This window comes from Enterococcus sp. DIV1206, assembly GCF_051712485.1.
GTDB lineage: Bacteria > Bacillota > Bacilli > Lactobacillales > Enterococcaceae > Enterococcus > Enterococcus faecalis.
In genome coordinates, this window is the sequence record NZ_JBIOOZ010000001.1 from 2,763,998 (window position 1) to 2,776,613 (window position 12,616).

11 protein-coding genes and 1 pseudogene are annotated in these 12,616 nt (G+C 36.9%); 7 read left to right on the forward strand and 5 right to left on the reverse strand.

Annotation, left to right across the window (positions count from 1 at the left end; genetic code table 11):
- Positions 1-160: 160 nt before the first annotated feature.
- The gene (locus tag IGK86_RS13690; protein ID WP_002354811.1) at positions 161-931 is read right to left on the reverse strand and encodes an ABC transporter permease; all 771 of its coding nucleotides are present in this window, start codon (positions 929-931) and stop codon (positions 161-163) included.
- Entirely contained in the window at positions 924-1,859 is a 936-nt protein-coding gene (locus IGK86_RS13695) for an ABC transporter ATP-binding protein (RefSeq protein WP_002354809.1), read from the reverse strand. Before IGK86_RS13695 ends, IGK86_RS13690 begins: the two co-directional genes overlap by 8 nt.
- 256 nt (positions 1,860-2,115) lie before the next feature.
- On the opposite strand from IGK86_RS13695, the gene IGK86_RS13700 reads away from it, so the two are divergent.
- From IGK86_RS13700 to IGK86_RS13720, 5 genes and pseudogenes are all read left to right on the forward strand, one after another.
- Positions 2,116-2,535, forward strand: a complete 420-nt coding sequence (locus IGK86_RS13700; RefSeq protein ID WP_002354802.1) for a PTS sugar transporter subunit IIA — start codon at positions 2,116-2,118, stop codon at positions 2,533-2,535.
- A gap of 12 nt (positions 2,536-2,547) precedes the next feature.
- Positions 2,548-3,039: a PTS system mannose/fructose/N-acetylgalactosamine-transporter subunit IIB gene (locus tag IGK86_RS13705; RefSeq protein WP_002372712.1), complete on the forward strand. Its 492-nt coding sequence runs from the start codon at positions 2,548-2,550 to the stop codon at positions 3,037-3,039.
- A gap of 16 nt (positions 3,040-3,055) precedes the next feature.
- Positions 3,056-3,870 (forward strand): annotated as a pseudogene (locus IGK86_RS13710) (PTS mannose/fructose/sorbose/N-acetylgalactosamine transporter subunit IIC).
- Positions 3,867-4,694, forward strand: a complete 828-nt coding sequence (locus tag IGK86_RS13715; RefSeq protein WP_002360964.1) for a PTS system mannose/fructose/sorbose family transporter subunit IID — start codon at positions 3,867-3,869, stop codon at positions 4,692-4,694. The pseudogene IGK86_RS13710 and the gene IGK86_RS13715 overlap by 4 nt, the downstream one beginning before the upstream one ends.
- Before the next feature lie 147 nt (positions 4,695-4,841).
- Complete coding sequence (locus IGK86_RS13720) at positions 4,842-7,361, forward strand: sigma 54-interacting transcriptional regulator (protein WP_016617419.1); 2,520 nt, start codon at positions 4,842-4,844, stop codon at positions 7,359-7,361.
- 185 nt (positions 7,362-7,546) lie between these two features.
- Here IGK86_RS13720 and IGK86_RS13725 read toward each other — a convergent pair whose 3' ends face one another.
- Positions 7,547-9,016, reverse strand: coding sequence for a MutH/Sau3AI family endonuclease (locus IGK86_RS13725; protein WP_016617420.1), 1,470 nt, complete (start codon positions 9,014-9,016; stop codon positions 7,547-7,549).
- Positions 9,017-9,167: 151 nt separating this feature from the next.
- On the opposite strand from IGK86_RS13725, the gene dcm reads away from it, so the two are divergent.
- A complete protein-coding gene (gene dcm, locus IGK86_RS13730; protein ID WP_025193924.1) occupies positions 9,168-10,454 on the forward strand; it encodes a DNA (cytosine-5-)-methyltransferase in 1,287 nt (428 codons plus the stop codon).
- A 54-nt stretch (positions 10,455-10,508) separates the two neighbouring features.
- Here dcm and IGK86_RS13735 read toward each other — a convergent pair whose 3' ends face one another.
- Together IGK86_RS13735 and IGK86_RS13740 are read right to left on the reverse strand one after the other, a co-directional pair.
- On the reverse strand, positions 10,509-11,480 hold the full coding sequence (locus IGK86_RS13735) for a DUF3427 domain-containing protein (protein ID WP_010818586.1): 972 nt from the start codon (positions 11,478-11,480) through the stop codon (positions 10,509-10,511).
- A gap of 37 nt (positions 11,481-11,517) precedes the next feature.
- A complete protein-coding gene (locus IGK86_RS13740) occupies positions 11,518-11,754 on the reverse strand; it encodes a helix-turn-helix domain-containing protein (protein WP_016616566.1) in 237 nt (78 codons plus the stop codon).
- Positions 11,755-11,854: 100 nt separating this feature from the next.
- On the opposite strand from IGK86_RS13740, the gene IGK86_RS13745 reads away from it, so the two are divergent.
- Positions 11,855-12,076, forward strand: coding sequence for a helix-turn-helix transcriptional regulator (locus IGK86_RS13745; RefSeq protein ID WP_002419650.1), 222 nt, complete (start codon positions 11,855-11,857; stop codon positions 12,074-12,076).
- The last annotated feature ends 540 nt before the right edge of the window (positions 12,077-12,616 follow it).

Below are 12,616 nucleotides of genomic sequence, written 5' to 3' on the forward strand. Positions count from 1 at the left end.
CTTTATTTTCAACGACAATTGTCGACATATTCTGGTGCGAAACATTGCTATTATACAGGGAAATGCACGAAGAATCAAAAAAGGCATACTTAGAAACAAGAAAACTGTCTGAATCTGCTCGCTAGAATGAGTGATTCAGACAGTTTAATCTTTTTACGGCTTAACTACGTAAGCCACGCCCTGTTTCTACAAGGTACCAACAAATGCCATATAAAACGACAATAAATAAGATTAAAATGGTCATAGAAATACCAATTGGCACATCTTGAACCCCTAGGAAACCGTAGCGGAACCCAGAAATCATGTAAACAATCGGATTAACTTTTGAGACAGCTTGCCAAAATGGCGGCAACATGGAAATGGCATAGAAAACCCCACCCAAATAGGTTAAAGGCTGTAACACAAAGGTCGGCACAATCGATACATCATCATAGGATTGCGCAAAAATACCATTTAACAAACCAGCTAAAGAAAAAAGAATCGCTGTCATCAATAAAGTCATGATGACCATCAGCCAAGAAACAACGTGCAATGGGACAAAAAATAGAGAAATGATGGTGACTAACGCACCGACCAAAATACTACGACCAACGCCACCAATCACAAATCCCCAAATAATCACATGAGTTGGAACTGGCGCCACGAGAATTTCTTCGATATTTTTCTGGAATTTTTGTGAGAAAAAGGAAGATGAAACATTGGCGTACGAGCTTGTAATGGCTGACATCATAATTAAACCTGGCACGATAAATTCCATATAAGAAAAACCGCCCATGTCGCCAATTCGCCCGCCAATCATTTTCCCAAAAATCACAAAATATAAGGACGTCGTAATCACTGGCGGTACCAGTGTTTGGACCCAAATCCGTAAATAACGGTTGGTTTCCTTCACAGCTAAACTTTTTAAAGCAGTAAAATACAGACTAAACATGTTGATCCTCCCTTTGGTACGTATCCTCGGTAATCTTCAAGAAGAGCTCTTCCAAACGGTTGGACTTATTCCGCATTGACAATACTTTGATTCCTTGTTGACTTAGCTGTTCAAACAAGTGATTGACTCCTTGGTTTCGTTCCACTTCCACCGCTAACGTTAACTCGTCCTCAAACACACTTTGATAGCCTTCAATAACTGGCGCCTGCGTATAAGGTGCTAAATCAAAAATAAACGTTTCAAATTGTAATTTTGCTAACAAGTGCTTCATGCTGGTGTTTTCAATCAATTCACCAGACTGAATAATCCCAATGTTGCGACACAACATCTCAGCTTCTTCTAAGTAATGGGTCGTCAAAATAATCGTGGTTCCCTGCGCATTTAACTCTTGTAAAAAGGCCCACATTTCACGGCGCAATTCAATATCGACACCTGCAGTTGGTTCATCTAAAATCAATAACTTCGGCTCATGCATCAGCGCGCGAGCAATCATCAAGCGACGTTTCATTCCGCCAGAAAGCATCCGAGCCCGCTCGTTCCGTTTTTCCCATAAATTGGATTGTTTTAAATACTTTTCACTCCGTTTCATGGCTTCTTTACGAGACACCCCATAATAGCCCGCTTGATTGACCACAATCTGCTGGACCGTTTCAAACGGATTGAAGTTAAACTCCTGCGGCACTAACCCAATCTGTTGCTTCGCCCGCACCATCTCCGTATCTAAATCATACCCAAAAATTTTGACTTTCCCCGAAGTCTTATTAACTAACGAGGTCACAATCCCAATCGTCGTTGATTTTCCTGCGCCATTCGGTCCCAAAAGAGCATAAAAATCGCCTTCTTCGACTGTTAAATCAATCCCCCGCAACGCTTCAACACCTGAAGCGTACACTTTGCGTAAATCTTGTATCACAAGAGCATCAGTCATTCGTAACTCTCCTTAATGTATAAATATTCATGAGTATTATTGTAACACTTCTCGATAAAAACGGGGGTTATTTTGATTAAATTTCACAGTTTTGCTTAGCTATTTTTCAACAACAAACTAACAACGAATAACGTGTTTATTTTGACTTGAAACTGTTTAAACAGTTTCGAGAGCGTTAAAACCCTTTCAAATCAAGGATTTAGAGTTCTCTTTTTTTGGCACAGAACTTGCTTTATATAAAAGTGAGGTGAAAAGAATGAAAAGAAAATTTTTAATTGCTAGTCACGGAAACTTAGCGAAAGGCTTCCAAAGTTCCTTGGATATTCTCGCAGACAAAGGAAAAGAGCTGGCGGTCATCAATGCCTATGTGACTCCTGAGGACTACACGCCAATTATTCAAACGTTTCTTCAGTCCCTTGGCGCAGAAGAACAAGCTATTATTTTAACAGATTTATATGGTGGTAGTGTCAATCAAAAAATTGTTCAAGAAGTCATGACGACAAAACCAGACAATGTTTTTATCATTTCCAATGCCAACTTAGCCATTGCCTTGTCTCTGATTTTCTTAAAAGAAGGCGAAAAGCTAACCAAAGAAGATATTCAAGCAGCAATTGCTGAAGCACAAATTCAATTCGTTGAATTAAACCCATCAAATGAAGAAGAAAACTTTTTTTAGGAGGAAATTAAAATGATTACACAAGTACGAGTAGACGACAGATTAATTCACGGCCAAGTAGCCGTAGTTTGGACCAAAGAATTGAATGCCCCCTTATTAGTTGTAGCGAATGATGAAGCAGCCAAAAACGAAGTAATGCAAATGACGTTAAAAATGGCTGTCCCTAATGGCATGAAACTATTAATTCGCTCAGTTGATGATGCGATTGATGTCTTTAATGATCCTCGTGGTAAAGACAAACGAATTTTTGTAATTGTGAACAGTGTAGCGGATGCTACTAAAATTGCGAAAAACGTGACAGATATTGAAAGTGTGAATGTTGCCAACGCTGGCCGCTTTGATAAATCAGATCCATCCACCAAAACAATGGTTTTCCCAAGTGTCCAATTAAACCCTGAAGAGTTAGAAGCTGCCAAAGAATTAGCCAGTTTGACTCATGTGGAAAGCTATAACCAAGTCCTACCAACCAACTCAAAATTAAGTCTAAAACAAGCCGTCAATTAAAAGGAGGAAATGAACAATGCTTATGCATGCAACAATGGCAGCCTTAGCTGTATTTATCTGTTTTGCTGGGAATTATTTAACTGGTCAAAGTATGATGGAACGTCCCTTAGTCGTTGGATTAGTCACAGGAATTTTAATGGGCGACATGAAAACAGGGGTTCTAATGGGAGCCTCTCTGGAAGCAATTTCTTAGGAAATGTTAATATCGGTGGTGTTATCGCAGCGGAACCTGTAACTGCGACTACTTTAGCCACAACGTTTGCAATTATTTCAAATGTCGAACAAAAAGCCGCCATGACGTTAGCCGTACCAATTGGGATGTTAGCCGCTTTCGTGGTGATGTTTTTAAAAAATGTCTTTATGAATATCTTTGCTCCTTCTCTTGACAAAGCAGCACGTGAAGGCAACCAAAAAATGGTTGTAACACTGCATTACGGAACGTGGATCATTTATTATTTAATCATCGCTTCGATTTCATTTATCGGAATTTTAGCAGGAAGCGGGCCAGTAAATCTGTTTGTTGAAAGCATTCCACAAAATTTGATGAACGGCTTAAGCGCAGCTGGCGGACTTTTACCTGCCGTTGGGTTTGCTATGTTAATGAAACTATTATGGGATAATAAATTGGCCGTCTTTTACATTTTAGGCTTTGTTTTAACCGCGTACCTACAATTACCAGCCGTTGCGGTGGCGGTCATCGGGACAGTAATTTGTGTCGTGAGTGCCCAACGGGATGTAGAATTTCGCGACATTCTAAAAAGAAAACCTGCGGCGTCTTCTGCGGTTGAAGGCAGCGCGAAAGAAATCGAAGAGGAGGACTTTTTCGCATGAAGTTAAAAGAGAATTTATCTAAAGAAGAAAAAAAAATGATGCGCTCTGTTTTCTGGCGTTCTTGGACGATGAACGCTAGCCGGACAGGAGCTACACAATACCACGCAGTGGGTGTCATGTACACTTTACTCCCAGTTATCAATCGTTTTTATAAAACCAAGGAAGAACGGGCCGAGGCATTGGTGCGTCACACCACTTGGTTCAATGCAACCATGCATATCAATAACTTCATCATGGGGCTCGTTGCTTCGATGGAAAAACAAAACAGTGAAGACGAAAACTTTGATGCTAGCTCTATTACAGCAGTTAAAGCCTCACTAATGGGGCCACTTTCAGGCATCGGTGATTCCTTCTTCTGGGGCATCTTACGTGTTATTGCTGCCGGTATTGGGATTTCATTAGCCAGCACTGGTTCGCCATTAGGGGCGATTGTCTTCTTACTTTTATACAACGTCCCTGCGTTCTTAATTCACTATTATGCGTTGTATAGCGGCTACTCAATCGGTGAAAGTTTTATCCAAAAAATGTACGAATCAGGCGGAATGAAGATACTCACAAAAGTATCGAGTATGCTAGGCTTAATGATGATGGGCAGTATGACTGCTTCAAATGTAAAATTCAAAACGATTCTTGAAGTTTCCGTTAAAGGAAGCGAAGACGTAGTTAAAATCCAAGACTATTTGGATCAACTATTCGTCGGTATCGTACCATTAGCCGTGACGTTACTTGCTTTCTGGCTATTACGCAAAAAAGTCAATGTTAACGTGGTGATGTTTGGCATCATGTTCTTAGGCATCTTGCTAGGATTACTAGGCATCTGTTAAAATTGAAACAATAAACATTTAATTATTAAACACTTAGAGCCTGAGACAAAAATCCAAAGTGATTTTTATCTCAGGCTTAAAAGCTGATAAACGGCGGGAACAGAAGCAACCCCTGTCCCGACCTCTCTTTTGGAAGGACGATGAATCATGCGCTTGGAGACCTACCAACACTTAGTTGATATTTTAGAAACCAGCAACACCCCGATGAGCACACAAGAAATTGCCACAAAAATTCAATTAAGCCGCTCGGTAACCAGCTTATACTTAAATAAATTATTGGAAAAAGGTGAAGTCCAACAAACGGGAAAAAAACCCGTTTATTGGCAATTAACCCGTGCAACAACCCCTACGACCGATGTGTTTCGACAATACATCGGTAGCCAAGGCAGCGCCAAAAAAGCCATTGAACAATGCAAAGCCGCTATGTTGTATCCCCCATTGGGTATGCCTTTATTAATCCATGGAGCCAGTGGCGTCGGCAAAAGCTTTTTGGCAAAGTTGATTTATGAGTATCTGAAAAATGAACAAATCATTGGCCTGGAAAAATTCTACACCTTTAACTGTGCCGATTATGCCAACAATCCCGAATTACTGTCATCCATTCTCTTCGGCCATACCAAAGGCGCATTTACTGGAGCTGAATCAGAAAAGCAAGGACTCTTGGCCCAAGCCAATAATTCCGTACTCTTTTTAGATGAAGTACATCGATTATCCAACGAAAACCAAGAAAAACTCTTTCAGTTTATGGATACAGGAACCTTCCGCCCCATTGGTGAAGAAGGAAAAATGGTCCATTCCAAGGTCCGGCTACTATTTGCGACCACCGAAAACCCGAAAAAAGTCTTATTACCAACCTTTTATCGCCGAATTTCCGTAATCGTCTCACTTCCGAACTTCAAAGAGCGCCCCATTCGAGAACGGATTGCGATTTTGAAAAACTTATTCCACCGAGAAGCGAAACGAATGACCAAAGACATCAACGTGGACGAAGAAATCTTTACGGCATTATTAGAAAATGACGAACCTGGTAACGTGGGAAGTTTATCCAACAAAGTGCAGCTCCTTTGCGCGTCGCAATTACGAAAAACTTTGCCCAATCAACCCGTCGTCATTGGCGATGCGACTCAACCAATGATTACGATTCCTTTAGACAAAGAAGTGTTAGAAGAAGACACACTTTCTTCCGATATTTTCGCAACATTTGAAGCCTTATTTACAAAAGAAAAAACACTGGCCCACTTAAAAACTGAACTGACACAATTCATTAAATATTGTTTAGACGATGAAATAACCTTGGAAAATGATTATTTTTTACAAAACCTAGTCACGGAAGTCCAAACCAAAAACAAACTAATTATTAACCAACCTGAACAAACTGAAAAACCGATGAAAGATGTTGCCAAATTGCTGAAAATTTTACCGCCAACATTTAACGAAACAGTGCTTTTTCCAGTCCAAACACAGTTAAAAGAACACTATCCGCGAACGGTTTCCCTCGTGAAAAACTTAGTCAGTCCGCTGCCAGAAGAATACCGTTTCTTGACAGAGGTACTCTTATCTGTATTACTCAGCGGGGAAATTTCTGAAACGATTCCTTACCAAGCGCTCCTCGTGGCGCATGGTGAATCGACTGCCACAAGTATTCAAGCCGTTGCCAACAAATTATGTGGTACCTATATTTTCGATGCGATTAACATGCCCTTAACCTCCTCCGTCCGAGATATCGTCGCCGAAGTTAAAGACTGGCTTTCTCAGCGGGACACATCACAAGGCGTCATTATGCTCGTCGATATGGGTTCCCTGACACAACTTTATAAAAGTTTGAAACCGCAAATTCTTGGAGAACTCTTGGTGATCAACAACCTGACCACTGCCTATGCGTTGGAAATTGGTCATCAATTAATGAACGAACAACTTTTCTATGGTATTGCTAAAACCGCTGAAAAAAAATTTAAAACTGATGTACAGTACTTTGAAGGCTTTTCAGTAGAAAAAAATATCATTGTCTCTAGTATTTCAGGTCTGGATATTGCCAAGCAAATCAAACAAATCTGTCAAAAATACCTGTATACTGACATTAAAGTCATTACTCTAAAATACAAAGATTTGGTGAACACGTTAGACATTGCCAACGCCGAAGAAAATTATTTAAAAGAAACCTCGCTCATTTTGACGACGTCCTACTTAGATAATCATACGAATGTTGCTAGCGTGAACCTCTTAGACATGTTAGACGAAGATGCAGGAACCCAGTTGATGGAACCTTTCCAAAACTTGATGCATCCCAATAACATTGATAGCATGATTAACGAGTTTGTTCACTTCTTCTCGAAAGAAGGCTTGTCAGAAAAACTAGAATTTCTTAATCCTGACGTCATTATTAAACAAGTCGAAAACGTTACAAAAAACATTGAAAAACGTTTCGACCTCACACTCAGCGGCAAAATGAAATTTAACTTAATGATGCACAACGCGCTCATGGTAGAGCGGACAATGCTCGGCGTTGAAGACTATGAAATCCCTGCTAACCTCGAGGAACTAACCATTAACCAAAAACCATTTTTCCAAAATGCTAAAAACATTTTCTATACCCTAGAACAGTTTTATCGAATAGAGATTTCCAACTGGGAACTCTATGTGATTTATGAAATTTTGTCTTCTCGGTGAGAGGGGATGGGAAAAGCCACTTTCCAGAGGAAAGTGGCTTTTTTAGTTTGTATTCTGCGTTAAAAATTCATACATATTTGGTTCTACAGGTGTTTCTAAGGTAAAGTCTAATTTAATGACGCTTTTTTTCTTACCCTCTTTGTCTTGTTTTTCGACTTGTTGGATAGTTGTTTCCCATTTTTAAGTTATAGAAATGGTAATTCATTTAACATCTCCACTAATACTGAACCTTTTACCCAAACGTTTTGACGATACATCGATATTCCATTAATAGTCACTGGCTTGTCTTTAGAATCCGCACCAGAACCTCTAAAGAAAACTGCGTGTTCTTTTGCTTTTGGAAAATTGATTGACGTTTTTTTTGTTCCATTTTTATTCAGTTTAACATTACCATACTTATCAGTTTCTTCTATTTCAACTAATTCCTTTTTTTGTATAAGATTGCGAACTATTTGCCATACAGGTTTCACTTCATTTTCAATAAACTCTTCATTAAATGATAGACGTTTAAACCCTAAAAACTCTTTATCCAGCAATTTTTGTTTATTTGATTTTTCTTCAAATATAATAAATAAAAATTGTTGTTCACTAAAATCTGCATAAACAGTAGATTCCTCAAATGTTTGATTTGTATTTAACCATTCATCAAAATCTACTGGGGACATCTTAGTATCCTCGGTTCGGTTCCCTGTATTCGTTTGAGTAATTGTCTTACCCACTAATCCAATCTCACTAAACAAATCAATTTTACTCATTTTTTTTGATTTCGCCCCAAACATATGCGTAACAATTTGCTCCGTTACAGACTTTGCAACATCTTGTTTAGAATTTAAATTGATAGGGATGTTTAATTCTAACATCAAGTCTCTAACTGTCATTCGTTTGTACTTTCTTGTAAACTCTCTTAATTGTTTATCTAGTTTCTTAAAAGTGTTGAACTCTTCAGGAAGTTCTTCAAGTTCGCTACCAAAATGTTTCTGAACAAGAGTTGACACAGCAGTTCTCTTCAATCTAAAACGAGGAGGATTAGGCCATTTAGGAGCGGTATCAATTAACATTAGCTCTGACCTTAATGTTGAAGATAGCATTGGATAATGTTTCTCTGGATTCGCATCATTTTGTGCCTTCCTTAAATAATTTCGTACTAAAGTCCAATCATTACGTAATTTTTCCTGAGTTTCTTTATCAAATTCATTAAAATCAAAACCTTTAATAGGAAACATTGCGTAATCCGCCGCTGGCACAGTTCCTTCTGCATCATACAAGTAATAAACTAATAACAACCTTTTCAGTTTTTTCCAAAAATGAGAATTATGAAATTCTTCAGAGATGATAAGTTTAGGAGATACAGCAGTTATTGACATTGGTTCTTTCGCTTCGTACATACCTTGTTTCTTCTTTGATTTCCGAATACCTGTTGTTTTTAGCTCTACTTCTAATCCGTCTACAAGTAAATCCGGGTTCTTGGATGAATCTGCGGGATAACCTAAAACTGATTGCTCAATTACATCTCCTGCAATTCCCGTAATCTTCGGATGCTTTATTGTACGATAAAAAACATTGTTCTTGTCTACTTCACCTAAAGTTTTCCCTACTGCGCTGTTTAAAATTGTAATTAATTCTTCTTTCTTAAATGTGTGTAAGCTTCTATCCACATAATCCCCACCTTTTCTTTCAAAAAATCAAATACCCCAAAAATTTCTATTTTTTTTACATATATTATTATATCACTTGAATTTCGATCTTGATCTTTTTTTATTTTTGGTGTATAATAGTAAACAGTTAAACCGAAAGGATGTTCGTATAATGAGCAAACAATTAAAAGTATTAGAATTATTCGCTGGAGTAGGTGGATTTCGCGTAGGTCTTGAAAAGTCTAACCCAGATTTATATATAACAAAATGGTCTAATCAATGGGAACCTTCAAGAAAATCCCAAGATGCTTTTGAAGTATATAATTTTCATTATCCGAATAGTCTCAACATAAATAAAAATATCGAAACCATCACAAATGAAGAATTTGAATCAATGGATGCTGATATTATTGTTGGTGGATTTCCTTGCCAAGATTATTCTGTAGCACGTAGTAAAAAACACGAAATGGGTATTGAAGGTAAAAAAGGCGTATTATTTTGGGAAATTATTCGTGCAACCAAACATATCCGCCCACAGTATTTAATTTTAGAAAATGTTGATCGTTTATTAAAATCTCCATCTAAGCAAAGAGGGCGTGATTTCGCTATTATGTTAGCCTCTTTTAATGAATTGGGATATTCTGTAGAATGGCGTGTAATAAACGCTGCTGATTATGGTCGTAGTCAAAGAAGACGGCGCGTTTTCTTTTTTGTCTATCGAAATGACACTAATTTTGCAAAAAAAATTGATGAAAAATTTGAAGGCACCTCTACATTAGATATATTCACTGAAGAACGCCGATATGATAATTATCTTTTTAAAGACGGACTATTCGCCAAACAATTTCCTATTCTCCAACAACCAGTAAAAAATCGTGAAGCCTTCTATGAATTACCGGAAGATATAGTTGAAGTTTCAGACAATTTTTCTGGAAAAGTTTGGAATACTGGTATTATGCGTTACGGGAGATATTACACTGTAGATACAGAGCCTAAAGGCGACGAAAAACCGATTCCTTTAAAAGAAATCATTCAACCAAACAATGAAGTTCCCGAAAAATATTTCTTAAAAGATACCGACAAATTAAAAAAATTCCAATATTTACGTGGACCTAAACGTATCGAACGGACAACATCGGAAGGACATACGTATATCTTTTCTGAAGGAGGTATGTCTCCATACGATGATTTAGATTTGCCTGGACGTACAATGCTAACTTCTGAAGGTAGTGTAAATAGATCTACTCACCTCCTAAATATTGACGGTAAATATCGATTAATAACTCCTATAGAAGCAGAAAAATTGCAAGATTTTCCACCTGATTGGACAAAATATAAAAAGCTAAGTAGCGGAGAAGTTGTAGAAGTATCAGATCGTATGCGAATGTTCTTCATGGGGAACGCTTTAGTTACTGAGATTGTTAAACGTATTGGTGATGAATTGCAAAATATAATATGAAAACAAGACAAAGAACGTAAGAAAATAAACTTACGTTCTTTGTCCTTTAATCTATCAAAATTTAACTTGATAATTCACAGGCTCCATAGTAAAGTTATTTAATTCCATACCATTGTATATCCTAATATCACCATTCTCTGTATTTGGATTAAAATTGTACACTCGAACTAATCTATACTTTTCTGGATTGCTTTCACAAAATGCTAATTCATTTGACGAAATAAAAAAACGCGAGTGTTTTCCACCAGTTGTAGTTTTTACTTCCACATATATTGGATTCCCTTTTAAATCAAATGTAAGTATATCAAAACCAGCGCTATCTCCTTCAACTATAGAAACATGAATCATTTTTTCTGCTAATTCAGGTTTCTCTGCTTGCACTAATTCTTTTTTCAACAGCTGGAACACAAATAATTCTCCTTGCAACCCTAATTCTCTATTTCTCTTATTTTGGGCTACATAATCAATTCTACCTTTGCGTTTTCTATAATTGTACTCTTCACTATCTTCTGCTATAGTATATTTCTCATCCTCTACTTCAAGTGTTAAAGTTAGTCCTATTCTATTAAGAACATATTCATTTGGAACTTCCCAGTCAATAATTTGCCAATTGATGTGAACTGGTTTCTCTAAATTAATATCGTGGTTAAGATATGCTAATCTTCCTAAATAAGTAAACGGTTCTATACCAGATTTACTATTCTTTCTACATCTCAGAAACAGATAAATATTACTTTTTAAATAATCATGATTAATAAAATCTTGAATTTGCTTATTCTGTATTGTTTGTTTAGGTTGTGATTGCCATTTTAAAATTCCGTCCACCGTAAGACTCTCTTTAAATTCTAATCCGAACCCCTTCTGACCAAAAGTTACAAACAAGACATAATCTTTTTTTCTATTAGGTATTTTTACAATGCCATGAATCCCCCAAGTTCCTGCTCCTGGTGTAAACGGCGTTATTCCATCAAAAATCTCATATACTTCTCTGCGTGTATATGTATCAAATATTTTTAAATTCTTCAATATTATTTCTCCTAAACAAATTATTCAGTATATCAAATCATTTTTTTGAAATCTTCATAATACGGGATATATCATCAATCTCCAAAGCATCTGCAATACGTTCAATGTGTTCCAAATAGATTCTTTTTCGCTTGCCATTCGCAAGATTACTGAGATTAGATGGTTCAATACCTGATAATCTCGCTAATTCTCTCAGAGACATATTTCTTTCAGCTAGTAAGTCATTGATCAATACTTCTACTTTAACCGATGTTTTTTCTTGACTCATAGTCATTTTCTCCTTTCTAACTGTTGTCTATATAAACATCGTATAGTAAACTATTTTTATAGTGTTGTTCGTATAGACATGCATTTTATATAAAAGGAGTGTATTTATGAGTAAAGTAGAAAAAGAAAATTTCGTCAGTTCTATCCATGTATACAGAGCAATTCATCGTATGACTCAACAAGAACTTGCAGAAAAGGTCGGTGTTTCGAGACAAACCATTCTTCAATTAGAAAAAAATCGCTATAACCCTTCTTTATTATTAGCTTTTAGGATTGCTAAATTTTTCCATGTGAGGATTGAGGATATATTCGTTGTTAATGAAAGTTAAATAGAAAAATATACAAGTAAACAAAATTAGAAAATTAATTAAAAAGAAATTTATCCTCTGCATAAGTGTATTTTTAGGAGGCGTATAATTTTGAAATCAGGCTCCGTCATTCTATTGGTAATAAAGATAAGCGTGTAATCAGCCTATAAGACTTGTATAGCAGAAATAACACTGTAATTACTACAACAAAAAAAGACACTTTCCAAATTGGAAAGTGTCTTTCAAAATGATAATTGAGTGGCACTCGATTCCCAAGGAAATCTTCGTCCCAGATTGTTTTCGTAAGCGAACACGTTCGCAACGACTCCAAATAATTAACGTTTTGAGAACTGTGAAGCTTTACGAGCTTTTTTAAGACCTGGTTGACACCCCATGGGTGAAAGTGGATTTCATGAGGTGTCAGCTTTGTTAATCTGACGGGATTACTGGATTTTGAACGTTCACTCAATTTCGTCACATTTCAGTGGTTCGTTACCAAGATTCGTTACCAAATCAGGGGATAACGTAAGAATACGTTTTATGTTATCCTCTTTAATTCAA

Bases quoted from the DNA above. Each gene is read 5' to 3' on its own strand.
- IGK86_RS13690 (WP_002354811.1), bottom strand. From the start codon at position 931: ATGTTTAGTCTGTATTTTACTGCTTTAAAAAGTTTAGCTGTGAAGGAA.
- IGK86_RS13695 (WP_002354809.1), bottom strand. From the start codon at position 1,859: ATGACTGATGCTCTTGTGATACAAGATTTACGCAAAGTGTACGCTTCA.
- IGK86_RS13700 (WP_002354802.1), top strand. From the start codon at position 2,116: ATGAAAAGAAAATTTTTAATTGCTAGTCACGGAAACTTAGCGAAAGGC.
- IGK86_RS13705 (WP_002372712.1), top strand. From the start codon at position 2,548: ATGATTACACAAGTACGAGTAGACGACAGATTAATTCACGGCCAAGTA.
- IGK86_RS13715 (WP_002360964.1), top strand. From the start codon at position 3,867: ATGAAGTTAAAAGAGAATTTATCTAAAGAAGAAAAAAAAATGATGCGC.
- IGK86_RS13720 (WP_016617419.1), top strand. From the start codon at position 4,842: ATGCGCTTGGAGACCTACCAACACTTAGTTGATATTTTAGAAACCAGC.
- dcm (WP_025193924.1), top strand. From the start codon at position 9,168: ATGAGCAAACAATTAAAAGTATTAGAATTATTCGCTGGAGTAGGTGGA.
- IGK86_RS13740 (WP_016616566.1), bottom strand. From the start codon at position 11,754: ATGACTATGAGTCAAGAAAAAACATCGGTTAAAGTAGAAGTATTGATC.
- IGK86_RS13745 (WP_002419650.1), top strand. From the start codon at position 11,855: ATGAGTAAAGTAGAAAAAGAAAATTTCGTCAGTTCTATCCATGTATAC.